We start from the raw sequence: 24799 nt of genomic DNA on the forward strand, positions 1-24799 counted from the left end.
GCGTCATCAGCAACGGATGATCTGTGCAGCGATATCCGCTGCCCAGTCGGTGACGCGTTGTTCGTCCCGGAAGTCACCGGCGCGATTCTTGGCCATCGACGAGGCGATGAACCCGCGCGCATCAGGTGCGAGTCGACCGCCGAAGACGGTGGCGAATCGTTTGGTGAGGCGCCGCGCATCGCGATGCCGGCGACCCGGGTAGAGAGAACCGCCGATGACCACGGCCCCGTATTCATCGAGCGAGCGGATCTCGCGTGCGGGGCGCACCCGCGGGTCGAGTCCTGCTCGTCGCAGTGCCTCGGCTATCCATTGCGCGATCTCGGCCGTGCCACCGCGTGTGGAACCGAAGGCGATCAGTACCGGTTCGGGTGTCATGGTGAGCTCCTCTCGTGGGCGCGTGTGCGCAGGTGACGTGCGGTCGAGATCGGTGATCGCCTGCCGCATGGTCGAGCCGAGCCGGTCGTGAAGCGGGCCGCCCGACGTTGCACTCGATGGCCGGGGGTGCGCGGGCGCTCGGCCGGCACGGGTGCGGGTACGCGGAAGAACCGGCGTTTGGCCGTTTCGGCCAGAGCGAGGTAGACGAGGACCAGAAGGGCGAGGGCGCCGAAGAACGCGATCGGCAACGGCGTGAACCCCAAACGGTTCGCGAGCGGGGTGAAGGGCAGTATGACGCCGGTGGTGGCGGCGACGAGAACGGCGGCGAGGACCCCGTTACTCGGGCGGCTACGGTAGAAGGGACTGCGCCGGGTGCGGATGACGAACAGCACCAGCGTTTGAGTGCACAGGGATTCGACGAACCAGCCGGTCTGGAAGAGGGTTTCACCGGCATGGAAAACGGTCAGCATGAGCGCGAAGGTGGCGAAGTCGAATACCGAGCTGATCGGTCCGAAGACGAGCATGAATCGGCGGATGAGCCCGATATCCCAGCGTGCGGGGCGGGCGAGTTGCTCGGGGTCGACGGTGTCGGTCGGGATGGCGAGCTGACTGGTGTCGTAGAGCAGATTGTTGAGCAGGATCTGTGCGGGCAGCATGGGGAGGAACGGCAGAAACGCTGAGGCCCCCGCGGCGCTGAACATGTTGCCGAAGTTGCTGGAGGTGCCCATGAGCACGTATTTCATGGTGTTGGCGAAGATGCGCCGTCCGGCCATGACACCGTCGGCGAGCACCCGCAGGTCCTTTTCCAGCAGCACGATATCGGCGGCATCCTTGGCGACGTCGGTGGCCGAATCGACCGACACCCCGACATCGGCGGCGTGCAGGGCCAGCGCGTCGTTGACTCCGTCGCCGAGGAACGCCACATCGAGTCCGGTGTGACGCTGGGTGCGCACGATCCGTGCCTTCTGCTCGGGATCGACCCGCGCGAAAATAGTCGTGGTGGGGAGTTTTTCGGCGAGTTGCCGGTCGTCGAGCCGATCCAGGTCGGCTCCGGTCAGGGGCAGGCCCGCCTCGAGCCCGAGTTCGGTGCAGATGTGGGCGGCGACCGCGGGGTTGTCGCCGGTGATGACCTTGACGGAGATACCGAGGGTGGCCAGGCGCTGCAAGGCTTGGCGCGCCGAGGTTTTGGGCGGGTCCAGGAAGACGAGGAATCCGCTCAGTGTCAGGCCGGTCTCGACGTCGGCGGTCAGGTGGTCGTGGTGGGGTGCGGGACGGGTGGCGACCGCGACGATCCGGTGTCCGGCCGCGAATTCGTCATCGAGTGTGGCGCGGGCGGTGTCGGGAATCCTCGTGCAGCGTGCCAGCACCGCTTCCGGTGCACCTTTGGTGATGACCGTCGCGGTGCCGTCGGGCTGGTCGACGAGAACCGACACCAGCCGGCGCACGTGATCGAAAGGCAGAGTCGCTCGTCTGGAAAAGCGTTGCGCGCCAGGATGTGTGGCGCCACATGCCGTCCACAGGGCGGTGTCGAGCGAGTCCGCGCCGACTGGCCGGCCGTTCGTCATGGTGGCGTCGGTACAGGCCAGCCCCAGCGCCACCGGGTCAGCGCCCGGGGTGCCGTCCAACGCGAGCGACCGCAAGAATTCGATGCGCCCTTCGGTGAGGGTTCCGGTCTTATCGGTGAACAGCACTTCCACATCACCGAGGTCTTCGATGCACACCATGCGTTTGACCAGGACCTTGCACCGGGCCAGTTGCCGTGACCCAGCGGCGAGACCGGTGGACACGACAGCGGGCAACAGTTGCGGTGAGATGCCGACCGCGATCGCCAGCGAGAACAGCAACGCGTCGAGCACCGGCCGATGCAACGCGAGATTGACCGCGAAGATGCCGGTGGTGAGCGCCGCGGCCACCCAGACCAGCAGCATGGAGAACTTGCGCAGTCCGATCTGAAATTCGGTGTCGGGCTGTCGTTTTCCCAGTCCGAGGGCGATGCGCCCGAACGCGGTCGCGCCCGCCGTGGCCACCACGACCCCGCGCGCGTGACCAGCGCTGACGACGGTGCCCATCAGCGCGCAGCTGGACAGGTCCGCGACCGGGGTATCCGGTGGCACCGGTTCGACGGATTTCGTGACGCCGGCCGACTCGCCGGTCAGCACCGACTCGTCGCACTGCAGGCCGTTCGCCGACAGCAGCCGGACGTCCGCGGGTATCAGCTGCCCGGCCCGCAGTTCGACGATGTCGCCGGGGACGAGGTCGATCACATCGACCGAGACCGGTCGGCCGTCGCGGATCACGTCGGCGCCGTGTCGTATTCGCTCGTGCAGGGCCTCGGCCGCGCGTTCGGCGCGGAACTCGTTCACTGCCCCCAACCCCACCGATACGGCAAGAATGACACCGATGACCACCGCGTCGGAATGCTCACCGAGCAGGGACGACACCGCGGCGGTGACCGCGAGCAGCAACAGCAACGGTGAACGGAGCTGACGCACCACCACGGTGACCAGCCGTACGCGATGAGTACGCACCGCGTTGGGCCCGATCCGTCGCCGTCGGCGCGCGGCCTCCGCCGCGGTGAGGCCCGTATCCGTCGCGGACAGCCGCGTTGTGACCTGTACGGGAGTCAGGGCGGCCGCGGTGGTCGCGGGCAGGGATTCGGGCAGTGTGGTGGCGGCGGCGGTCGTGACAGCTGCTGAGGGCGATCGCACCGCGGCACCGTTCATACTGTCGATGGTTCCGGCGAGCGGCCGGTCCCACCAGGGACCAAAGCCCCTGCCGGAGTAGCACCCCGTCACCGGCGCGGATGAGGACTTGTGGACCTTGCCGTGGCGGTGCGCAGCGGAGCAGGGTGGGGGGGTGGAGGCTGCGGAACCGGCGGGCCCGGTGATCGATACCCGTCTTTTCGATGCCGTGGTGTTCGACATGGATGGTGTCGTCACCGATACGGCCTCGATTCACGCCGCCGCATGGACGCAGGTGTTCGATCGGTTCCTCGCCGCGCGACGGCCGGGTCCGGGCGAGAACTGCGCACCGTTCGACGCCGCCGATTACCGAGACTTCGTCGACGGTAAGCCGCGCTACGACGGAGTCACGGATTTCCTTGCCTCCCGGTGTATTTCGATTCCCCGCGGATCTCCCTCCGACACCGGCGACATGGCGACGATATGCGGACTGGGGAACGGCAAGGACGAGGAATTCCTCGCGCGGATCGCCGAGTCGGGTGTTCCGGTATTCGACACCACGGTCGCGCTGGTGCACCGTCTGCGTGCCGCCGGCGTGCGGACCGCGGTGTTCTCGGCCAGCCGTAACGCCGCTCGGATCCTCGAGGCCGCGGGGATCGGTGATCTGTTCGCGGTGCGGGTCGACGGTGTCGTCGCCGAGGAGCTCGGATTGGCCGGAAAACCCGATCCGGCGACGTTGGTGCTGGCCGCGGCCCGGCTGGAAGCCGAGCCCGAACGGACCGTCGTGGTCGAGGACGCCGAAGCAGGCGTGGCCGCCGGGCGCAGGGGTGGATTCGGGCTGGTCGTCGGGATCGATCGAACCGGAGATACGGACCGGTTGGCGGACTACGGCGCCGATGTCGTCGTCGACGATGCCGCCCGGGTGGACGTGCGCAGCGGTTTCCAGCGCCTCTCGGAGGTTCCGGATGCGTTGGAGTGCTGGCCGTCGATCGTCGACGTGGTGGAAGGCGAACGGGTGGCGGTGCTGCTGGACTTCGACGGCACCGTGTCCGATATCGTCGCCGATCCGAATGCCGCTGTCCCGGTCGTCGGCGTTCGCGACGCGTTGGCCGGACTCGCCAAATGTTGCCCGGTCGCCATCGTCTCCGGTCGCGACCTCGACGATCTGCGCGAGCGGGTCGGCGTCCAGGGGATCTGGTACGCGGGCAGCCACGGTTTCGAATTGACCGATCCCGACGGCGCCGTGCACGTCCACGATGCCGGGCCGCAGGCCGAACAGGCACTCACCGGTGCGGCGACGGACCTGACCGGCCGGTTGCGCGAGATCGCGGGAGTAGTGGTCGAGCACAAGCGTTTCGCGGTCGCCGTCCATCATCGCCGGGTCGCGCCCGAGGCAGTGGCGGAGGTGGTCGGCACCGTCCACGATGTCGCTCGCCGATACCGGCTGCGGGTCACCACCGGCCGCAAGGTCACCGAGTTGCGCCCGGACGTCGACTGGGACAAGGGCCGAGCGCTGGGCTGGATCCTGGATCATCTGACTCTGCCCGTGACCGCGGTGTATCTGGGTGACGATCTGACCGATGAGGACGCTTTCGACGCGATCGACGTCACCGGAATCCCGATCGTGGTACGGCACGACGACATCGGCGACCGGCGCACCGCTGCCCGTTTCGCACTGGACAATCCCGAACGCGCCGCGGAGCTGCTGGACCGGCTGGCCGGCCTGCTCGCCGGTGAAAGCGGCTGGGCGGCAGCGGATTCCTGGAGTCTCACCTATTCCGGATACGATCCGGCGTCGGAGCGGTTGCGTGAGGCGCTGTGCGCGGTCGGCAACGGCTACCTCGTCACTCGCGGCGCCGCACCGGAATCGGTGGCAACCGGACATCATTACCCGGGCACCTATATCGCCGGTGTCTACAACCGGCTCAGCGACGAGATCGCCGGGCGCACAGTCGAGAACGAGAGCCTGGTGAACCTGCCGAACTGGCTGGCACTGAGTTGGCGGGTCGGCGACGGCGCCTGGTTCGATCCCGACTCCGCCGAATTACTGGACTACACACAAGAATTCGATCTTCGACGGGCGGTTCTCACCCGGCGGATGCGCTACCGCGACCCGGCCGGGCGCATCACCGCCGTGACCCAGCGCCGGTTCGCCGCGATGCACTCGTCACATGTGTGCGCGCTGCGGACCACGCTGGTCGCCGAGAACTGGGCGGGGCCGATCACGATCCGCTCGGGAATCGACACCGCGGTGCGCAACGCGGGAGTGAACCGTTACCGCGATCTGTCCGGAACACATCTGAGCGAGCTCCGGTCGTGCGCGCCCGCCCCGGACACCACGCTGGCGGTGATGCGGACCAGCCGATCGCTGCTGACCGTCGCAGTCGCAGTGCATACGTCGATCGCGGCCGATACGGTGACGAGTGCGGAGTTCGCCGCGGACGGGCTGATCGGACACCGGTTCGAGCTATCCGCCGCCAGCGGAAGAACCCTCGTCATCGACAAGACGGCGGTGCTGTTCACCGGACGTGATCCGGCCATCTCCGCGCCCGATGACGCCGCGCTTCGACTGCTGGCCGATCTCCCCGCATTCGATGACCTGCTCGCCGACCACGTCGAGGCGTGGGAGCATGTGTGGCGGCGGCTGCGCATCGATCTCGACGGCAGCGTCGAGGCGGTTCGCGCCCTGCGCCTGCATATGTTGCACCTGGTGCAGACCTTGTCGCCGCACACGGCGGACCTGGACGTCGGTGTGCCGGCCCGCGGGCTGCACGGTGAGGCCTACCGCGGTCATGTGTTCTGGGACGAGTTGTTCGTCCTGCCGGTGGTGACGCTGCGGGCGCCCGGGCTGACCCGGGCACTGCTGCACTACCGCTACCGGCGGCTGCCCGAGGCCCGCCGGGCGGCCCGCGCCCTGGGGCGCCGAGGCGCGTTGTATCCGTGGCAGTCGGGCAGCGACGGCCGGGAGGAGAGCCAGCGCCTGCACCTGAACCCGCGATCGGGACACTGGAATCCCGATCCGAGCGCGCGGGCTCGGCACGCCGGGCTGGCGGTGGCCTACAACGTATGGCACTTCTACCAGGCCACCGGCGATCGTTCGTTCCTCATCGAATTCGGTGCCGAGATGCTGGTCGAAATCGCGCGATTCTGGGCGGAGCTGGCGGACTACGACCCGGCCGGCAACCGCTACCACATTCGCGGTGTCATCGGCCCCGACGAGTTCCATTCCGGGTATCCGGACGCGCCCTACGACGGCATCGATGACAACGCCTACACCAACATCATGGCGGTCTGGGTGATCCGGCGTGCGATGGATGCGCTGGAACTGCTGGCGCCCCGAGTCCGGTCCGAACTGCTGGACCGGCTCGATGTGGCCGCCTACGAGCCGACGCGGTGGGGCGAGGTCGCCGATCGCATGTTCGTCCCCTTTCACGACGGCATGATCAGCCAGTTCACCGGCTATGACGAACTGGCGGAACTGGATTGGGACTCCTACCGGCAGCATGGTGACATCCGCCGCCTGGATCGCATCCTCGAAGCCGCGGATGACGATGTGAACCGGTACAAGGTCACCAAACAGGCCGATGTGCTCATGCTGTTCTATCTGCTCTCGTCCGACGAGTTACGAGAACTGCTCGAACGCTTGGGCTACGACCTGGCGGGTGAGGCGATTCCCCGCACGGTCGACTACTACCTGGCCCGCACGTCCCACGGATCCACACTCAGCGCGGTCGTCTGTGCGTGGGTGCTGGCCCGCGCGAACCGGGACCGGGCCATGGATTTCTTCGACAGCGTGCTCGAGTCCGATATCGCCGACATCCAGGGCGGGACGACGGCCGAGGGCGTCCATCTCGGAGCGATGGCGGGCAGCATCGATCTGGTCCAGCGCTGCTTCACCGGGCTCGAAATCCGTGCCGATCGCCTCATATTCGCGCCGCGGTGGCCGTCGCAGCTGGGACCGCTGGTGTTCGCCATCGGGTATCGAGGCCACCGGCTCACCGTCCGGATCGACGCCGCCGCCGTGGAGATCACCTCCGACGCGGACGGGGTAGCGCCGATCACGATCGAATGCCGGGGCCGCACAGCGATTCTGGCGACCGGAAGCACCGTGGTCCTGCCGGCCGACGGGCAGTGAGCGGTTCGGCCACGGCGAAACTCGGCGTGCGGACGCTGCCGGCTATCGCGTGTAAATGGCTTCGACGTCGGGTGCGAAGTCGCGGAGCACGATATTGCGCTTGAGCTTCAGCGATGGCGTGATGTAGCCGTTGGCCTCGGTGAACTCGGTCTGCAGCAACCGGAACTTCTTCACCGCCTCCGCGTGCGACACCGCCCGGTTCCCGTCGTCGATGGCGGCCTGGATCGCGGCGAGCAGATCCGGGTCACCGTCGAGATCGGCGATCGTGGCGTCGGCCGGCTTGCCGTTGAGTTGCTTCCAGGTCGGGAAGTGATCGGTATCGACGGTCACCAGACAACTGACGAACGGCTTACCGTCGCCGATGACGATCACCTCACCGATGATCGGGTGTGCCCTGATGCGGTCCTCGATCACCGCGGGGGCGACGTTCTTCCCTCCGGCGGTCACGATCAGTTCCTTCTTGCGTCCGATGACGGTCAGATATCCGTCCTCGTCCAGGGTGCCGAGGTCGCCGGTCGCGAACCAGCCGTCTCGGAAGGTCTCGGCGGTGGCGGCGGGATTGTTCCAGTAGCCGGTGAACACGTTGGGGCCGCGCAGCAGGATCTCGCCATCCTCGGCGATCCGCACCACCGAGCCCGGCAGTGGCTGTCCCACGGTGCCGATCTTCGGTTTGTCGTCCGGGTTGAAGGTGGCGGCCGCGCAGGTCTCGGTCAGGCCGTACCCCTCCAGGACGGTGAAACCGATGCCGCGGTAGAAGTGCCCGAGGTGTGCGCCGAGCGCGGCGCCGCCGGAGATCGCGTGCGTGGCCCGGCCGCCCAGGGCGGCCCGCAGCTTGCGGTAGACCAGCCGGTCGAAAACCGCGTGCCGCAGCCGCAAGATCATCGGAATGTGCCCCTGGTCCAGGGCATGGCTGTAGGCGACGGCCGTGTCGGCGGCGATCGCGAAGATCGTGCCGCGACCGCTGAGCTGGGCCCGCGACGCGGCCGCGTTGTAGACCTTCTCGAACACGCGCGGCACGCCGAGCATCAACGTCGGCCGGAACGCCGCGAGTTCCGCGGTGACATCGGTGACGTCGGTGACATGACCGATCTCGATGGGCGCCATCGCGGCCGCGACCTCCGCGATCCGGCCGATCACGTGGGCCAGCGGCAGGAACAGCAGCACCGACGATTCGCCGGTGTGGAACAGCGACGGCACCCGGGCGATGATATTGCCCAGTTCGGCGAGGAAATTGCCGTGCGTCAACTGGCAGCCCTTCGGCCGCCCGGTGGTGCCGGAGGTGTAGACGATCGTCGCGAGAGTGTCTGCCGTCGTCCGGGACCGGCGCTCGTCCAGGGTGGCATCGCTGATTCGACCACCCGCTCGGCCGAGGACGGTCGTCACATCCGTATCGGTCCGAGAGGTGTCGATCTGCCAGAGATGGGTCAAATCCGGTAGCCGGTCGCGCACATCGGTGACCACGGCGGTGTGGTGGTCGCTCTCGGTGACCACGGCGAGGGCACCGGAGTCGGCGAGGATCCACTCGACCTGCTCGGCCGAGGAGGTTTCGTACACCGGCACGGTGACCGCGCCCGCACACCAGATCGCGAAGTCCAGCAGCGTCCACTCGTAGCGAGTGCGCGACATGATCGCCACCCGGTCGCCCGGCCGGATACCCTCGGCGATAAGCCCTTTCGCCATCGCTCGTACGTCGGCGCGGAAGTCGGTGGCCGTCAGCCCCCGCCATCGGCCATTCGTCTTACGGGCGATTACCGCAACGTCCGGGTACTGCTCGGCGTTGCGGTGGATCAGATCACCGAGGTTGCTACCGGGAGCGACTTCGTACTCGGCCGGTATGCCGAACTCACGCATGAACCCATTGTGACCTGGGTAACACCGTGCGGGCGACGGGCTGTTGGCAATCGACACAGGGACCAAAGGCCCTGCCCGGTCTGTACGGCGCGGGCGGACCATAGGGCGATGGAAGTGACCGCGGTGCGCGTCGACAAGCCCGATGAGCTCAACGTCGTCATCGGCCAGTCTCATTTCATCAAGACGGTCGAGGATCTCCACGAAGCGCTGATCGGTGTCAGCCCGCATCTGAAGTTCGGCTTGGCCTTCTGTGAAGCCTCCGGCCCCCGGCTGGTGAGGCACTCGGGCAACGACGACGGACTTGTCGAGCTGGCCACGAAGAACGCACAGGTGATCGGTGCGGGGCACTCGTTCATCGTGTTCCTGCGCGAGGGGTATCCGGTCAACGTCCTCAACGCCATCGGCCAGGTTCCGGAGGTCTGTGGCATCTTCTGCGCCACCGCCAATCCGGTGGAGGTGCTCGTCGCCGAGACCGGGCTCGGGCGGGGAATCGTCGGCGTCGTGGACGGACCACCGCCGCTGGGGGTGGAAAGCGCCGAAGATCAACTCGACCGCAAACGCCTGTTGCGCAGCATCGGCTACAAGCTGTGATCCACCGGTCGGCCTCCAATTCTCTTGTGCAACATGCTGATTGCCCGGTCATGGCCGTCCGTCCCGACGATTGGCGTGGATGTCGGTCCGGTCCGCTCATCTGGCTCGGCGCCTGCATCGCCGCCCCGTGATCGGCCGTGGACCAACGACTCTTCCCGACCCGTGTCCGAAGTGGGGACGATGTGTCCACCGCCGGATCCTTTCCGATTCGAGGAGGCACCCGCGATGCACGCGAAACCCGGAGACTGGCTGGTCGTCGAAGGACGTCGGCTCGGAGGCCCGGTTCGCCACGGTCGGATCGAGGAAGTGCACGGCGCCGGGGGAGGTCCGCCCTATCTCGTGCACTGGTCCGACACCGGCCATCGAGCCCTGACCTTCCCTGGCCCCGACGCGCATGTCCTCACCGCCGCGCAGATGGGTATTCGGCACCAGCGCTCCGACAGGGGCCGGTAGACGATCCCCGAGCCCCGGGTACGGCGAGTCCCGCGCGGAGAACGCTGGCCCGGCGGGCCCCGATCGTCGAGACGCCGCGACGCCGCGACGATCACCGCCCGATATGGCCCGTGGCCCTATCCGGAAGGCTGGGCGGTGGGCTCGGGGCCGGCGCCCGGTTCGCGGAGGACGTTCGTGATCAGTTCGCCGAAGGTATGGGGGTCGTCCAAGAGCCAGCCGTGACCGCCGGGCACGGTGATCGTGCGCGGGTCGCCGAGAGCCGTCTGGAGCGACATCGAGGTGGATTCGGGGATCACCGTGTCTCGCTTGCTCCACACCACGAAGATGGGCAGACGACGTTCGGCGAGCGCCGCGAGTTCGGAGGTCAGGTTGGCGGTCCGGGCGAGGTGGGCCACTTCCCACACCGCCGTCGGATTCCGCAGCACGTTCGGGACGGCATCGCGCAGGATCACCGGCAGGACCCTGGTCAGCTGGCGGCCGGGCAGCAGGTCGGCCGGCAGATGCAGACCCCAATCCCACAGCGGTCGTTCGCGCAGCGCACGCACCACTCCGCGGCCGTCGGTCCACGCCGAGCCGCCGATGGAGTTCACGAGCACGAGCCGTTCGGCGAGATCGGGCAGATCGTGCGCGGCTTCGATCGCGACGCCGCCGCCGAACGAGTGCCCGACCACGGTCACCGGTAGGGGTAGGCCGATCGCGGCGGCGAAGTCGCCGACCCAGCGGGCGTATCCGGCGAGAGTCCGGTCCTCGACCGGCAGGCCGGCGGTGCCGCCGAAACCGGGCAGCGCCGGAGCGTACACCCGCACTCCCAGGTGGACCAGTTGCTCGAGCGGGCGGGCATAGGCATGTCCCCCCAGTCCCCAGCCGTGCAGAAAGAGCACGGGAGGACCGTGACCACCGACCGCGTAGCGGGCAGTGCGGCCCTGGACCGGGATGGATCGCCACCGCAGTCGAGAAGAACGACGGTGCGTCGGCCGCGTCGCGTCCGTCTCTGCTGCCACATGGTGATCCGGCTCCCGGACCCCGAACCAGGACGCCGGCGCCGCGAGTTCGGCCGCGGCGGCGAGGATTCGATCGGCAGGTACGTTCGGAACCTCGGGTGCGACAACGACTTCGGCGGGCCGGAGGCGCTGCAGCGGGGTTCGCCAATGCGGCATCTGAACTCCTGACGTTGTCTCGAGGCGTCACTGCTCGTGCGCCGGGTGCCGTTCGCGGATGGTTTCGCTGAGGGGGCACACCGCGGCGAGCGAGAGTCGGGCCGGATTCAGCATCGCCGAGAGCTCCGGCCGGTCGGAAGGGCGCAACGTCCGGCATGTCCGGGTCGGCGGTCTCTCGCCGCGGGGACTTTCGGCCCGGGGCGACGGCATACGGCCCACCGTCCGGGGCGGGCGATCCCGGTATCGCCACGAGACAGCGCGCCACCGCGGTGACGACGCGTGTCAGTGGTTCTCACGCTCATGCGACTCCGTGCCGGGGCGGACCACCATCACCGGGCAGTGTGAGTGCTGGACAAGGGAATTGGACACACTGCCCAGCAGCAGGCCGCGAAAGCTGCCCCGCCCGTGACTGCCGACCACGATCAGCTGAGCGGATTCGCTCCAATGCTGGAGCTGCGGGGCCGGGTCGGCGATGCTGATGTGCCGGCGCACCGAGACGTCAGGGTATTTTTCCTGCCAGCCCGCCAGGCGCTCGGCCAGGATCGCTTCTTCGTTCACCTCGATATCCGACGTCGGGAACCACGTGTACGGGTCGCCGACGAACGTGCCGAAGGGCAGATCGCTCCAGGCGTGCACCGCGACGAGTTCGGCGCCGCGTTCGGAGGCTTCCTCGAACGCGGCTGCCACCGCGGCCTCACTGACCGGGCCGCCGTCGACCCCGACGACCACGGGGCCGCTGGTGCGCGGCCGCGTCGGCGTGGCCGGTTCACCGCGCACCACCACGACCGGGCCCTCGGCGTGACTGATCACCGACAACATGATGGAGCCGACGTGTGCCGCGAAGCCGCCGGTGCCGCGTGCGCCGACGGCCACGAGATAGGCGGTAGCGCTGTGACGCAACAGCATTCGTGCCGGGTGTTCGGAGGACACCTCCGTCGTCACTCGCACCTCGGGCATGACCTCGCGCACCGCCAGGGCGGCATGGGCGACCAGTGCGGATCCGCGTGTGTGCACCTGCTCGAGGACCGACGGCTCCGAGATGTCGTAGGAATTGAACACCCGCCGCGCGCTGTCGAGGTCGAGTCCGTAGGCGATGACCAGTGCGCGTTCGCGTTCGCGCGCCACGCCGGCCGCCCACAGCAGCGCGGTCCGGGCCGCGTCGGAACCGTCGACACCGACCACGATCGGCGCGGAGGCCAGGTGGTGCGGATCCTCGGTGAACTGTGCGGACATCATGAAATCCTTTCGCCGAGAACGCTTCGCCGAGCGTCGGTGGCGCTGTACTCGAACTCCCGGGCATGGGCCGGGCGGCGGAGGATCCCCGCCATACCGTGAACTTTCCCGGCACGCGCGCGGTGCCGGAAGGGCCTTTGGTCCCGGAGTGCCGCAGCGTCGGTCCACCGGTGCGACCGGGCGGGACGACGGTCCGAAGACTCGGCCGCCGGTGACTTTCGGCCATGCCCGCAGCGTGCCGCCGGCGCGATGCTGATGTCGGAAGGCGCGAAGGTCGAAGGGATGACGACAATGAGCATGTTCAGCGGTCGCAGCGCGATCGTGACGGGGGGCGCGCGCGGTATCGGCGCCGCCGTGGCCGCCGCTCTCGCGAAGGAACATCTCGGTGTCGTCGTGGCGGACCTGCTCGACCGCGACGGCACGGCCACCGCGGAGTCACTGGGCGCCCATGCGATCTTCCGGCGGCTCGATGTGGCCGACGAGGATGGCTGGCAAGCGGTGATCGCCGATGCCGAGGCGATGTTCGGGCCGTTGGCTGTGCTGGTCAACAACGCCGGGATCGTCGATTTCGGCGGCGTGGAGGTCGAGCCGCCGGTGATGTTCCGCCATGTGCTGGACGTGAACCTCTACGGACCGTGGCTGGGGATGCATCTGGCGGGTCCGTATCTGCGCCGGGCGGGCGGTGGCGTCGTGGTCAACATCTCGTCGACCGCGGGCCTGATCGGCTACGCGGATGTGGGCGCCTATGTCGCCAGCAAATGGGGCCTGCGTGGACTGACCAAGGCCGCCGCGCTCGAATGGGGGTCGTCGAATATTCGCGTGTGTTCGGTACATCCGGGCCCGATCCACACCCCTATGACGGCAGATATGGACGACTCCGCCATCGCCGCACAACCCTTGGCGCGATTCGGCGAGCCCGAGGAGGTCGCGGCCATGGTGCGGTTCATCGTCACGGAGGCCACGTTCTCCACCGGTTCGGAGTTCATCGTCGACGGTGGCGCCACGGCCGGCCAAGTCCTGCACATGCCCAGTTCGGCAGGGGAGTGAAGACCTATGACGAAACATCCCGATCACGACACCCTGATCGCCGCGGTGGCGCTGGCCGTACGGGCACCCTCGGTGCACAACAGCCAGCCCTGGTTGTGGCGGATCGGTGCGGACACCGTTCAGCTCTACGCCGATACCGATCGGCGACTGCACACCGATCCCGATATGCGCGATCTGGTGGTGAGTTGCGGTGCGGCACTGCACCATCTGCAGATAGCGGCCGCCGCGCTGGGCTGGGCGACGACGGTGCACCGGCTGCCGAATCCCGCGTTGCCCGAACATCTGGCCGCCGTGGAATTCCGCCCGGCCCCACCCGAGGTGGAGACGGTACGGCTGTCGCGAGCGATCACCGAACGATGCAGCGACCGCCGCCGCTACACCTCGTGGGAGGTGCCCGACGCCCACCTCGGGGCACTCACGGCCGCAGCGGCCGCCTGTGGAGTCCTCGTGCGCGACATCGCCTCCGAGGCCGGCCGGGTGCAATTGCTGCGAGCCTTCGAACACGCCGCCGCGGTGCACGACGCCGACAGCGAGTATCGGGCCGAGCTCGCGCGCTGGAGCGGGCATCACGCGACCCCGGACGGCGTGCCCGCCCGCAACGCCGTCGCCGCCACCGGTGCGGCGACGAGGCCGTTCGCCGATCCCCGGCTGCCGCAGGCGGTGATCCGCGATATGGCGGAGGCCGATCGCATGCTGGTGCTCTACACCGCGGGCGACGATCGGGTCAGCTGGCTGCGGACCGGCGAGGCGACCAGCGCGATCCTGTTGACCGCGACGACGCTGGGCCTGGCGACCTGCCCGCTCACCGAACCGCTCGAGGTGCCCGAGGTGCGCGCACAGCTGCGCACCGGTCTGCTCGACGACAGCGGCTTCCCGCAGATGATCGTCCGGACCGGCTGGGCCGCAACGAATTCCCCGCGGCCGTCGCCGACTCCGCGCAGACCGCTCGACGACGTCCTCACCAGGCTCTGAGGATGGCGGAGCGGACCACCCGGTGGTCCGCTCCGCGTGTGAATGATCAACCGCCCCGGAGAAACTCGAGAGAGAGCTCCGATTCCAGAGGAGAACACCATGGCCCCGCGTCCCGCTGCACCGCAGCGCCACACCGAGCCCCCGATCATCGCCGCGGTCGACGGCTCGGCGGTCGGCTACCACGCCGCGGCGTGGGCGGCCGCCGAAGCCGCGCTGCACAGCAGACCCCTGCATCTGGTGACGTCCATCGCGATCGGGGGCGGGTTCGGCCCGACGCCGATTCCGACCGAAGACGATATGAGCTGGTTACACCTCGACGGTGAGCGCATTCTGCTCGAGGCCGCTCGAATCGCTCGCGCCGCCACGGGTGAGCATCGCGCGGTGATCACCACCGAGGTCACCACCGACGCCATCATCGGACATCTGATCGAGGCGTCGAAGCACGCGCGAGCGATCGTCGTCGGCAGCCGTGGCCTGGGAGCGATCCGCCGTGGTCTGCTGGGCTCGGTGGCCTCGGAGATCATCCGGCACGCCGAATGTCCGGTCACCGTGGTGCATGCGATGTCGGCGACGGATGCGGTGAGCGCGGTCGAATCCGTGCTGGTCGGTGTGGACGGCACCGAGAACAGCGTGCCGGCACTCGAGCTGGCGTTCGAGGAGGCTTCACGCCGCAATGTCGGACTGGTGGTGCTGCATGCCTGGAGTGACCGCAGCAGCGGTCTGGATCCGTCGATCATCGGCTGGGACGAGATGCGTGCGTCCGAGGACGCCCTGCTGGCCGAAAGCCTGGCCGGATTCGCCGAACGCTATCCGGAGGTGAAGGTGGACCGGCGGGTGGTTCTCGATCGGCCGGTGCGGTCACTGCTGGACGCGGCCGAGCACGCGCAGCTGGTCGTCGTCGGCAGTCACGGTCGCGGCGGCTTCACCGGAATGCTGCTGGGCTCCACGAGCACGGCACTGGTCCACTCGGTGGAGTGCCCGATCACCGTCGTGCGGCAGCGTCTCCGGGGCCGCTGAGCGAAACGGGCTACGGCGTGCGGGTCGGTCGGGGCGCCGGGGGCGTGGTGATGCAACCCGGTAGCGGTGCCACGACGCTCGCGGAGGGACTGTCGTCCCCCCTCGCACCGGACGGAGCTCTGCGATGAGTGAGGAATCCGTGGACACGATGCCCGCCGGGCTCGCGGGCGCCGAGGCCGCCGCCCGGTTGGCCCGCGACGGCGCGAACGTCGTTCCGCGGCCGCCGCCCGTGCCGTGGTGGCGCCGGGTCCTGACTCAGCTGCGTGACCCGCTGATCGTGGTGCTGCTGATCGCGGCCGTCCTCACCGTCGCGACCGGCGACTGGGCGGATATGGCGGTGATCATGCTGGTCATCGTGGTCAACACCGCCGTCGGGGTCGGCCAGGAGGTACGGGCCCAGCACGAGATCTCGGCGCTGGAGCAGTTGACGGCGCCGACGGCTCGGGTGGTCCGGGACCGAACACAGCGGCAGGTGCCGGCCACCGACGTCGTCGTCGGCGATCTGCTGGTTCTCGCCGAGGGCGATATCGTCGCGGCGGATGCGTGCCTGGTCGACGCGGCCGCGCTGCTGGTGGACGAGTCGGCGTTGACCGGGGAGTCGGTGCCGGTCGACAAATCGGTGTCCGGTGACCGGAGCCTGTCCGCCGGGACCGTGGTGGTCCGCGGCCGCGGCGCCGCCTCGGTGACCGCGACCGGGGCCGCCAGCGCGACCGGGCAGATCGCGGCTCTACTGGATCGTGGTACCGGCCCGACGCCGTTGCAACGGCGTCTGGTCGACGTCGGGCGGTTGCTGGCCGGAGTCACGGTCGCGCTCTGCGCGGTGGTTCTCGCCCTGGGCCTGATCCGGCATCAGCCGCCGGAACTGATGCTGGTGACCGCGATCAGCCTCGCGGTGGCGGCGGTCCCGGAATCGCTGCCGGCCGTGGTGACCATGGGGTTGGCCCTGGGCGCGCGGCGCATGGTCGGCCATCGGGCCCTGATCCGCACCCTGCCCGCGGTGGAGACGCTCGGTTCGGTGACGGTCCTGGCGACCGACAAGACCGGAACGCTCACCGAAGGCCGGATGGTGGTTCGAGAGATCTGGACGCCCTGGGCGCGGGCGCGGCTGACCGGGACGGGTTACGACCCCGACGGACAGGTTCTGGTCGGTGCCGGGCAGTCGCCGGGACCTGGTGAACCGGCGCTGGCGCAGCTGCTGTCCGCGGGGGTGTTGTGCAACGACGCGCGGCTGGTCGCACCCCGGGGGGCGGACGGCGAATGGACGGTGCTGGGCGATCCGACCGAGGCCGCGTTGCAGTGTGCGGCCGCGAAATTCGGTATCGACACCGATACTCTTCGCGGCCGTATGCCGCGAATCGTCGAGCGGCCGTTCGACAGTGATCGCAAACGCATGACGACGGTGCACCGACGGCCGGGCGGCGGCTTCCGAACGGTGTGTAAAGGGGCCCCGGAAGCGGTTCTGCGGTCCGATCTCGTCGGTGGGGATCCGGCCGACCTCACCCGCGCGCTCGTGCGTGCCGAGGAGTTCGCGCGGGCGGGGTATCGAGTGCTGGCGATCGCGGCCGCCGATCATGCGGATGTGCCGGGCGAGGAACCTGAGCGCGGGCTGCGGCTACTGGGCCTGGTCGCCATTCTCGATCCGCCGCGATCCGCGGCCGGGGCGGCCATCGCGGCCTGCCGTCGCGCCGGGATCCGGCCGGTTCTGATCACCGGCGACCACCCCGGGACCGCGGCCGCGATCGCCACCGAGCTCGGCATCCTCGGTGTCGGCGAGGCCGTGGTCGACTGCGGCGGCGCGACCGGCGAGGACCTGCGCACCGCCTCGGTCTTCGCCCGAGCGACCCCGAACCACAAACTCGACATCATCGCCGCCTTGCAGAACGACGGACAGATCGTCGCGATGACGGGGGACGGGGTCAACGACGGCCCCGCGCTGCGGCGCGCCGACATCGGGGTGGCGATGGGCGGACGCGGCACCGAGGTCGCCCGGCAGGCCGCCGATCTGGTACTGGCCGATGACAATCTCGACACGCTGGTCGTGGCGGTCGAGGAGGGCCGCCGCGTGTACGCCAACATTCGGCGCTTCCTGATCTACGGACTGTCGGGCGGGGCCACCGAAATCGCGGTCATGCTCTTCGGGCCGCTGTTCGGACTCGCCCTGCCGTTGCTCGCCGGTCAGATCCTGTGGGTCAATCTGCTCACTCACGGGGTCACGGGTGTCGCGCTGGGCGGGGAGCCCGCGGAGCGAGCGATCATGTCGCGCCCACCCCGTCCGCCCACGCAGAGCATTCTCGGTGCCGGGTTGTGGCAGCGAATTCCTCGTATCGCCGTGGTCCTGACGGTGGTGACGCTCGCCGTCGCGATCTGGGGTCTGCACACCGACCGGCCCTGGCAGAGCATGGCATTCTTCACCCTGGGGGCGACCCAGCTCGGGGTGGCACTGGGATCTCGCACCCGCCCGTGGTCGGCGGCCAATCCCTTGCTTCCCGTCGCGGTCGCGGTCTCCTTCGCACTACAGGTCGCGGCCCTGTACCTGGTCCCGTTGCAGGACCTGCTGCACACCGAACCGGTCGCCGTCACCGACCTGATGGTGATGACCGGCGCGTCGGCGTTGGGTTACCTGGCGGTCCGGGCGGATCGGATCCGGCATCCGAGCCCCGGCCGGACCGTGAAGGAATTCGAAGGCGGTTACGGGTAGACGATGCTGGTCGAGGCCTGGGGCAGCCGCAGCACCCGGGCAACGGTGGCCGTCCACTCGGAGACGGCCGGCCAGTCCCGGAGGTCTCCGTACCGCGGGCCGCCCAGCAGTCGATAGACCGTACGCGCTCGCCACGAGACGCCGGCTCGCTCGAAGTGACCGGCAAAAGCGTGGTAGTCGATCGCCTCGACCGAATCACGCAGAGCGGCGATCCTCTTGGGCACCGCCCGGCCCAGTCGGCGCCCGATCGGCCCCTGTAGGGCGGGACCGAGTCCGACGCTGAACAGCCAGACCCGCATCCCTGTCAGTTCGTGGCGGTGGGTGCGAGCGAATTCCGACATCTCGGGTAGCACGTCGGCGTTGTGAATGGCGCTGCCGAGAACGATCGCGTCGAAACGGGACAGCTCGGGTGCGTGCTCGGCGTCGGCGACCTGGACCTGTGCGCCGCGGTTGGCCAGGTCGGCGCCGATGTACTCGGCTATCTCCCTGGTCGATCCTTCGGCGGAGGCGAAAATGATTGCGATGCGGGGAGTTTCACGGCTCATATGTCGAGCCTGCGCTCGCCGGCGAGCCGCGGTGAGAGTCGTCGTTCCCGATGCCTGTGGGACCAACGTCCTCAACGGTGGACGAAGCCGGGGATCTCGTCGACGCCGCGCCGGGGTGTGACCGGCGGATGCGCTCGAAACGGGTCCGGTCGGTGGAACCGCGAGGTCAGCGGCGCCCGTCACGCCTGCTGCGGAGCAGTGGCCGCGGGACCGTTGAAATCGTTGCCGAGAAGTACCGCGCGCAGCGGGTCGGGTACCACCGCGAGGACGTGATCGAGATGTCCGGGAGAGAAGACGTCGGACAGCGCGATGGTCACCGCGCCGATCAGCGCGACCGCTTCGTCGCCGGAGATTCCCGCTTCGTGCGCGAACCCGTCGACGAACGACGCCGCGTCGTGGTGCACCGGCACATGCGCGGGCACCCAGCCCTCGTAGAAGATCCCGCGCAGCAACTCGGGCAGCTGGGCGCCGAAATGCGCCGCGCCGATGACGTCCAGGCGGTCGCGAACGGTGTGCAGCCACGCACGCATGGCTCGCAGGGCGAAGGCGCGGTCGTCGGTGCCGAGCCGGTCCGCGACCGTGCGCAGCCATACATGCGCGGTGTTCACGGCCGGTGCGAACGGATCGTCGTGGTAGGTCATGGTTCAGCTCTCCGGTGCGAGGTCGGCGGTTACGGCGCGTGGAAGTCGTGTCGGGCGATCCGAAGCAGTGCGCCCATCGCACGGTCGGAGTCCGAGCCGGGTGGAGACGCGGGGGCCGCGGGCGACCGGCCGGGCTCGTCGATCAGCGGTGTGGGGACCGCTCGCTGACACGGCTAGTCGGCGCCGTCGGTGATGCGCAGGATCTCGTGCAGCGGCAGGCGTGGAGTCGGCTCCGGCCGGGGCTGTGTCTGTGGGACGCTGCCGATACGAACCAGCACCTGGGGGAAGGCGTGGGTGCCGATCAAACGGGCCACCACGCCGCGGCTGCGCGGCACCTCGGTGAGGTGGGTGAGCGGGCACGTCGCGTACCCGGCGATGGTGCACTCCAGCAACACCGTCGACAGCACTCGGCCGCAGGCGAGCCAGTCGGCGGCGGTATCGCCGTAGGTCGACAGGGCCACGATCGCTGAGTGATCCTCGCGCAGTTCGGGCCGCCGTGGATCACCGCCGACCGTGGGCAACCTGCGCCCGACATCGACGCGTTCACGTTCGTCCTCGGTCACCAGCGCCTCGCGGGGAACGCCGGTGTGGTCCACTACATGCCCTGTCCACCAATGTAGTTCCGCGTGGTAGTCGGAGTCGTAGCGGCGCAGCGACGCGGTGAGATCGGACGCGCGGGCCAGTTCCGGCCGGCTGTCGTCGGGCAGGACCGTGACGATGGCGTCCTCGGGGTCGAAGACGGTGCGCAGGACGGTCTCGAATTGGCCCCAGTCCTGTGGGGCGTCGAAGGGGAGCCGGTCGGTGTACCGGTGTGCGATGGCCGCGGCGCGTTCGCGGTCGCCCTCGGTGACGTAGTGGGAAGGCTCGAAGCGGACGTTGGCGAGGTGGGTGTGATCGTTGGGATCGGGAAAGGTCGCGACGATCGTGCGCCGGCCCTGGGCCGCCATTGCCGCACGCAGGTGGTCGAGGACGATGCCGCAGCTGATGGTCAGCTGTCTGCCGGTGTTGTCGGTGGCGGGCAGCATCCGTTCGGGCACGCTGTACAGGCGCATGGCCGTGCCGTCGAATATCCACCGCCAAGGCTGGCTGTTGTGCAGCGACGGCGCCCGTCCGGCCAGTTCGACCGCGGCTTCGACATCCTCGCGGGTGGGTGCGGTGCTCATGGAATTCACGGTAGAACTCCCCGAGCGGAGACGGAGGGGCCATTGGTCCCGATGCCGCCGCGACCATGGTCGACTCGATCCGCGTGCAGGGGGTCGCCGAGGCAGCGGTCGAGTAGCAGTCGTCGTTCGGCGGCCGCCACGGCGCGGCGGGTCGCGTACACGGCGTCGGGGGTCACCGATACCGACGTGATGCCGTCGGCGACGAGATGTTCGGCGAATTCCGGCCGCGTGGAGGGTGCCTGGCCGCACAGTGACGAGGTGATGCCGAGTTCACGCGCGAGGGTGACGATGCGCCGGATGGCGTGCAGTACGGCCGGATCGGATTCGTCGAACAGCTCCGCGCACTGCTCGGAGTCGCGGTCCACGCCCAGGATCAGCTGAGTGAGATCGTTACTGCCGATGGATACTCCGTCGATGCCCAGGCCCACGTATTCCGGTAGCCAGTGCACCACCGAGGGCACCTCGGCCATGATCCACCGGTGCATCGTGCGGTCGCTGCCCAGCGGGGAGCCGTCCACCAGTTCCAGGCAGGCGGCCAGCTCCCACCGGGTGCGGACGAACGGGATCATCAGATGCAGGTTCGGGGTGCGGTCGCGGACTCGGGCCAGTGCCTCGAGTTCGAGCCGGAACAGTTCGGGTTCGCGCACATAGCGGTAGCAGCCGCGGAAGCCGATCATCGGATTGCGTTCGGCCGGTTCGTAATCCGCGCCGCCGGTGAGACCCCGGAATTCGTTGCTGCGCAGGTCGGTTGCGCGATAAACCACCGGGCGCGGCGCGAAGGCCACGGCGATCCGCTCCAGCGAACCGGCCAGGATGTCGACGAATTCCTTCTCGTCGCCGGCGGCGAGGACGGCGCGGGGATGACGCCCGCCCAGCGCCCGGGTGAGCAACGTTTCGGCGCGTAGCAGCCCGACGCCGTCGACCTCGGTGTCGGCGACGCGTTCGGCGATCTCCGGGAGGGCGAGATTGACGTAGATCCTGGTGCCGGTGGTCTCGCCGGACGGCGCCGCCGCTGGGCCGGCCGGTGTGGCCGAGCGGGCGGGCTCGGCGGTGGTCGCGCTGTGTTCGGCCGCCACGACGCTGAGCACCCGGCCTGCGGCGGCGTCGACCTCGACCTGTCGGCCGTCGTGCAGCGTGGTGGTGGCCGTGCGCGCGCCGACGATACAAGGGATGCCCAGTTCACGGGCGACGATGGCCGCGTGGCAGGTCATCCCGCCGCTGTCGGTGATCAGCGCCGCCGCTCGGGAGATCGTCGGCAGCCAGTCGGGATTCGTCATCGGTGCGACGAGCACCTCGCCGTCTCGCAGCGTGGTTCCCTCACTGGGGGAGTGCAATACGCGTACCGCGCCGCGCGCGTGTCCGGGTGCGCCCGGGAGCCCCTGCACGAGCACCGTCGCGGCCGGCGTTTCGTCGGGTTGCGATGACGGTTCGCCGGCAAGGGTGGTGATCGGGCGTGCCTGCACCAGCCAGAGGCCGGATTCGTCGAAGGCCCATTCGACGTCCTGCGGGCGGCCGTCGTAATGCCGTTGCACGTCGAGCGCGAGACGGGCGACCGACGTGGCTTGTTCGGTCGTGAGGACCGGCCGCTGGGATTCCTCGGCGGCGATGTCGATGCGCCGATCACCGTCGTCGCCGGCGACGATGGCGAAACTCTGCTTGCCCCTTCGTGATTGCACGAGGGCGAGGCTGTCGGCATCGAAGACATAGGTGTCGGGCTCGACCGAACCGGACACCACGACCTCGCCCTGTCCGCGCGCGGCGTCGATCACCACCCGGTCGCGCCTGCCGGTGGCGGGGTCGGCGGTGAAGGCCACCCCGGAGCGCAGGGCCGCCACCATCTGCTGGACGACCACTGCCATCTCGGGACGTCCGCTCATGCCGCGGCGGGCACGGTAGGTGAGCACGCGCGGGGTGAACAGTGACGCCCAGCAGTCCCGTACCGCGTCCAGCAGGTGGTCGTCGCCGCGAATATTGGTGCGTGACAAGTTCATTCCGGCGAACGACGCATCGGCGCTGTCCTCACCGACGGCCGACGATCGCACCGCGACCGGCACCCGGTCGCCGAGCCGATGGTATTCCTCGACGATCGCGTCCCCGATCGCCCCGTCGAACCGGATGTCGTGCACCAGCTCGCGCATGTGCGAACACAGTAGCTCCAGATGCTGCCGGCCGGATTCGTCACCGGCGGCCGCGTATCGCAGCGCGTCCGCGTGCAGAGTGTCGATCCGGTGGCCGTTGGGCCCGTCGACGACTGCGCTCACGTAGGTCGAGCGCAGGATGACGAATCCCGGCGGTACCGCCAGTTTCGCGGCGACCATCTCGCCCAGGTTGGCTCCCTTGCCGCCGGCCTGATCGGCGTCCACGAGCCGAATATCGTTCAGACTTGCCACATAGTCGCCCATCACGGCTCCGATCTGCTCCGGGTGCGTCGCTTTCAGACTCGTCCGTCGGGTGATGCCGGGACATGGCCGAAGGTCCTCGCTCCGGTGGGCGATGGCCACGACACGGTCGCGGTCACCGGCCGGCGACGCCGGGCGCGATCTGCGCGCGACGAGGGGACCGACGGCGGTGGATGCAGTGGCATTCGCCTCTGCCCGGCGCCCATACCCCGGGATGACGCTGGGAACCGGGCCGGGAGAATCTCGCCGCCCGTTCGGCAGGGAGAGGAACACCATGGATATGCAATCGCCGATCATGCAGGTCATGCACGCGGTCATGATGTGGCTGCACCAGCAGGGAATCTGCCCGATGACGATGCCGATGTGATCGGCGAGACGGAGACATCGCAGGAGGGAATGCCGCGATGATGATGTGGTACGGCGCCGGGCTCAGCGGTGGGGCTGGAAGCACCGCGCCGGCAGCGCGCCGGCACGTTCACGAACGGTCATCACGATGAGTGAACTCGGCCCGCTGGATACGGGTTTCCTGGAGCTGGAGGACAGCGATCGCCATGTCAACGTCGCGATCGCCGCGATCGCGATCGTCGCTGGGCCGCCACCCGGAAGACAGCAGTTCGAGCAGATCATGGTCCGTGCCCTGAGCAGGTACGAGCGGTTGCGGCAGCGGATGCGGCGCGCGCCGCTGGACCTCACCGCGCCCAGCTGGCAGGAGGATCCGGATTTCGCGTTGTCGCGCCACATCCGGTGGGCGGCGTTACCGAGCCCGCGTGATGAGCGGGCGCTGCGCGAGCTGGTCGCCGACGAACTGACCCGTCGCCTGGATCGCGAGCATCCGCTGTGGCAGGTCGTGATGGTCGACAATCTGGCCGGGAATCGGTGGGCGGTGATCGTCAAGGCCCATCACAGCATGGTCGACGGGATCGCCGGGGTGGCCGTATTCGAAAGTCTCTGCGATGCGGAGCCGGACCGGCCGCCCGGTCCGGCCACGCAGCCCGCGAAAACCGGTCCGAGTCTGATCGGCGCGGCGGGCACGATGGTCCGGTTGCCCTATACCGCTTCGCGTTTCGCTGTCCGGACCGCGCGCACTCTGGTGCCGGTGTTGCTCGACACGGTGGTCCCCTCGCCGGCGTCCTCCCTCAACGGCCCGTTGGGGCGCCGTCGCCGGTATGCGGTCGCGCACACTGCGCTACCGGAGCTACGCGAGATCGGCGTGGCGTTCGACGCGACGGTCAACGATGTGGCGGTGGCCGCGCTCGCGGGCGCGTACCGGCGGCTGCTGTGCGAGCGGGGTGAACAACCCGCACCGGGATCGGTGCGGATCGTGATTCCGGTGTCGATGCGTCCCAGCGAGGCGAAATACGCCATGGGAAACCAGGTTTCGGCGGTGATCGCGGCACTGCCGGTCGATATCGGTGATCCGGTGGACCGGCTGCGCATGGTCCACGAGCGCATCTCCCGGCACCGGTCGCGTGGCGAGGCCGAGGCGGAGGCGTCCTTGCTGACACTGGCCGATCGCCTTCCGGCCGGGGTGGCGGCGTGGGTGTTCCGGGCGGCGGCCCGCTTTCCGCAACACGGCATCAGTGCCCTGGCGACGAATGTGCCCGGACCCCGCCACCGCCTCAGCATCGCGGGGGGCGAGGTGCAGCAGGTCTGGCCGGGGATACCGATCGCCATGCGGATCCGGACCACGGTGGCGATGCTCAGCTATGCCGACCAGTTCGCCTTCGGGATCACCGGTGACTTCGACACCACTCCCGACATCGACATGATCCCCGCGGCGATCACCGGCGAGATCGAGGCATTGCTGCGCAGAGCGCGTAATCCGGCACCCTGATCCGTGG

General features: G+C 69.0%; 17 protein-coding genes. 8 read left to right on the forward strand and 9 right to left on the reverse strand.

Annotated features, from left to right (window positions below; genetic code table 11):
* Nucleotides 1–6: 6 nt before the first annotated feature.
* The gene (locus LKD76_RS15245; RefSeq protein ID WP_227981990.1) at nt 7–375 is read right to left on the reverse strand and encodes a flavodoxin domain-containing protein; all 369 of its coding nucleotides are present in this window, start codon (nt 373–375) and stop codon (nt 7–9) included.
* Entirely contained in the window at nt 372–3098 is a 2727-nt protein-coding gene (gene mgtA / locus LKD76_RS15250) for a magnesium-translocating P-type ATPase (RefSeq protein ID WP_227981991.1), read from the reverse strand. Before mgtA ends, LKD76_RS15245 begins: the two co-directional genes overlap by 4 nt.
* Nucleotides 3099–3231: 133 nt before the next feature.
* Between mgtA and otsB the strand changes: the two genes are divergently transcribed.
* Nucleotides 3232–7191 carry a trehalose-phosphatase gene (gene otsB / locus LKD76_RS15255; RefSeq protein ID WP_227981992.1) on the forward strand — a complete coding sequence of 1320 codons (3960 nt, stop codon included), beginning with the start codon at nt 3232–3234 and terminating at the stop codon, nt 7189–7191.
* Nucleotides 7192–7233: 42 nt separating this feature from the next.
* On the opposite strand, the gene LKD76_RS15260 is transcribed toward otsB, so the two are convergent.
* Nucleotides 7234–9042 carry an AMP-dependent synthetase/ligase gene (locus LKD76_RS15260; protein ID WP_227981993.1) on the reverse strand — a complete coding sequence of 603 codons (1809 nt, stop codon included), beginning with the start codon at nt 9040–9042 and terminating at the stop codon, nt 7234–7236.
* Between the two features lie 108 nt (nt 9043–9150).
* On the opposite strand from LKD76_RS15260, the gene LKD76_RS15265 reads away from it, so the two are divergent.
* Together LKD76_RS15265 and LKD76_RS15270 are read left to right on the forward strand one after the other, a co-directional pair.
* Nucleotides 9151–9633: an adenosine-specific kinase gene (locus LKD76_RS15265; RefSeq protein WP_227981994.1), complete on the forward strand. Its 483-nt coding sequence runs from the start codon at nt 9151–9153 to the stop codon at nt 9631–9633.
* A gap of 225 nt (nt 9634–9858) precedes the next feature.
* Entirely contained in the window at nt 9859–10086 is a 228-nt protein-coding gene (locus LKD76_RS15270; protein ID WP_227981995.1) for a DUF1918 domain-containing protein, read from the forward strand.
* Between the two features lie 116 nt (nt 10087–10202).
* On the opposite strand, the gene LKD76_RS15275 is transcribed toward LKD76_RS15270, so the two are convergent.
* Entirely contained in the window at nt 10203–11243 is a 1041-nt protein-coding gene (locus LKD76_RS15275) for an alpha/beta fold hydrolase (RefSeq protein ID WP_227981996.1), read from the reverse strand.
* A gap of 282 nt (nt 11244–11525) precedes the next feature.
* Complete coding sequence (locus LKD76_RS15280) at nt 11526–12479, reverse strand: universal stress protein (RefSeq protein ID WP_227981997.1); 954 nt, start codon at nt 12477–12479, stop codon at nt 11526–11528.
* 288 nt (nt 12480–12767) lie between these two features.
* Here LKD76_RS15280 and LKD76_RS15285 point away from each other — a divergent pair, with 288 nt between their 5' ends.
* From LKD76_RS15285 to LKD76_RS15300, 4 genes are all read left to right on the forward strand, one after another.
* Nucleotides 12768–13523 carry an SDR family oxidoreductase gene (locus tag LKD76_RS15285; protein ID WP_227981998.1) on the forward strand — a complete coding sequence of 252 codons (756 nt, stop codon included), beginning with the start codon at nt 12768–12770 and terminating at the stop codon, nt 13521–13523.
* 6 nt (nt 13524–13529) lie between these two features.
* Nucleotides 13530–14495: an Acg family FMN-binding oxidoreductase gene (locus LKD76_RS15290; protein WP_227981999.1), complete on the forward strand. Its 966-nt coding sequence runs from the start codon at nt 13530–13532 to the stop codon at nt 14493–14495.
* 99 nt (nt 14496–14594) lie between these two features.
* Nucleotides 14595–15512, forward strand: coding sequence for a universal stress protein (locus tag LKD76_RS15295; RefSeq protein ID WP_227982000.1), 918 nt, complete (start codon nt 14595–14597; stop codon nt 15510–15512).
* Between the two features lie 124 nt (nt 15513–15636).
* On the forward strand, nt 15637–18210 hold the full coding sequence (locus tag LKD76_RS15300) for a cation-translocating P-type ATPase (RefSeq protein WP_227982001.1): 2574 nt from the start codon (nt 15637–15639) through the stop codon (nt 18208–18210).
* Here LKD76_RS15300 and LKD76_RS15305 read toward each other — a convergent pair.
* The 4 genes from LKD76_RS15305 to ppsA form a co-directional block, all read right to left on the reverse strand.
* Complete coding sequence (locus tag LKD76_RS15305) at nt 18201–18755, reverse strand: flavodoxin domain-containing protein (RefSeq protein ID WP_227982002.1); 555 nt, start codon at nt 18753–18755, stop codon at nt 18201–18203. The genes LKD76_RS15300 and LKD76_RS15305 overlap by 10 nt on opposite strands.
* 179 nt (nt 18756–18934) lie before the next feature.
* Complete coding sequence (locus tag LKD76_RS15310) at nt 18935–19396, reverse strand: DUF2267 domain-containing protein (protein WP_227982003.1); 462 nt, start codon at nt 19394–19396, stop codon at nt 18935–18937.
* 173 nt (nt 19397–19569) lie between these two features.
* Nucleotides 19570–20559 carry an Acg family FMN-binding oxidoreductase gene (locus LKD76_RS15315; protein ID WP_227982004.1) on the reverse strand — a complete coding sequence of 330 codons (990 nt, stop codon included), beginning with the start codon at nt 20557–20559 and terminating at the stop codon, nt 19570–19572.
* A 5-nt stretch (nt 20560–20564) separates the two neighbouring features.
* On the reverse strand, nt 20565–22961 hold the full coding sequence (ppsA, locus tag LKD76_RS15320) for a phosphoenolpyruvate synthase (protein WP_227982005.1): 2397 nt from the start codon (nt 22959–22961) through the stop codon (nt 20565–20567).
* A gap of 490 nt (nt 22962–23451) precedes the next feature.
* Here ppsA and LKD76_RS15325 point away from each other — a divergent pair, with 490 nt between their 5' ends.
* Complete coding sequence (locus LKD76_RS15325; protein ID WP_227982006.1) at nt 23452–24792, forward strand: wax ester/triacylglycerol synthase family O-acyltransferase; 1341 nt, start codon at nt 23452–23454, stop codon at nt 24790–24792.
* Nucleotides 24793–24799: the final 7 nt, after the last annotated feature.

Origin of the sequence: Nocardia spumae (assembly GCF_020733635.1) — a bacterium.
Classification (GTDB): Bacteria; Actinomycetota; Actinomycetes; order Mycobacteriales; family Mycobacteriaceae; genus Nocardia; species Nocardia spumae.

What these genes read in the sequence shown, in the direction of transcription:
- LKD76_RS15245 (WP_227981990.1), bottom strand. Translation starts at nt 375, where the DNA reads ATGACACCCGAACCGGTACTGATCGCCTTCGGTTCCACACGCGGTGGC.
- mgtA (WP_227981991.1), bottom strand. Translation starts at nt 3,098, where the DNA reads ATGAACGGTGCCGCGGTGCGATCGCCCTCAGCAGCTGTCACGACCGCC.
- LKD76_RS15260 (WP_227981993.1), bottom strand. Translation starts at nt 9,042, where the DNA reads ATGCGTGAGTTCGGCATACCGGCCGAGTACGAAGTCGCTCCCGGTAGC.
- LKD76_RS15265 (WP_227981994.1), top strand. Translation starts at nt 9,151, where the DNA reads ATGGAAGTGACCGCGGTGCGCGTCGACAAGCCCGATGAGCTCAACGTC.
- LKD76_RS15270 (WP_227981995.1), top strand. Translation starts at nt 9,859, where the DNA reads ATGCACGCGAAACCCGGAGACTGGCTGGTCGTCGAAGGACGTCGGCTC.
- LKD76_RS15275 (WP_227981996.1), bottom strand. Translation starts at nt 11,243, where the DNA reads ATGCCGCATTGGCGAACCCCGCTGCAGCGCCTCCGGCCCGCCGAAGTC.
- LKD76_RS15280 (WP_227981997.1), bottom strand. Translation starts at nt 12,479, where the DNA reads ATGATGTCCGCACAGTTCACCGAGGATCCGCACCACCTGGCCTCCGCG.
- LKD76_RS15285 (WP_227981998.1), top strand. Translation starts at nt 12,768, where the DNA reads ATGAGCATGTTCAGCGGTCGCAGCGCGATCGTGACGGGGGGCGCGCGC.
- LKD76_RS15290 (WP_227981999.1), top strand. Translation starts at nt 13,530, where the DNA reads ATGACGAAACATCCCGATCACGACACCCTGATCGCCGCGGTGGCGCTG.
- LKD76_RS15295 (WP_227982000.1), top strand. Translation starts at nt 14,595, where the DNA reads ATGGCCCCGCGTCCCGCTGCACCGCAGCGCCACACCGAGCCCCCGATC.
- LKD76_RS15300 (WP_227982001.1), top strand. Translation starts at nt 15,637, where the DNA reads ATGAGTGAGGAATCCGTGGACACGATGCCCGCCGGGCTCGCGGGCGCC.
- LKD76_RS15305 (WP_227982002.1), bottom strand. Translation starts at nt 18,755, where the DNA reads ATGAGCCGTGAAACTCCCCGCATCGCAATCATTTTCGCCTCCGCCGAA.
- LKD76_RS15310 (WP_227982003.1), bottom strand. Translation starts at nt 19,396, where the DNA reads ATGACCTACCACGACGATCCGTTCGCACCGGCCGTGAACACCGCGCAT.
- LKD76_RS15315 (WP_227982004.1), bottom strand. Translation starts at nt 20,559, where the DNA reads ATGAGCACCGCACCCACCCGCGAGGATGTCGAAGCCGCGGTCGAACTG.
- ppsA (WP_227982005.1), bottom strand. Translation starts at nt 22,961, where the DNA reads ATGGGCGACTATGTGGCAAGTCTGAACGATATTCGGCTCGTGGACGCC.
- LKD76_RS15325 (WP_227982006.1), top strand. Translation starts at nt 23,452, where the DNA reads ATGAGTGAACTCGGCCCGCTGGATACGGGTTTCCTGGAGCTGGAGGAC.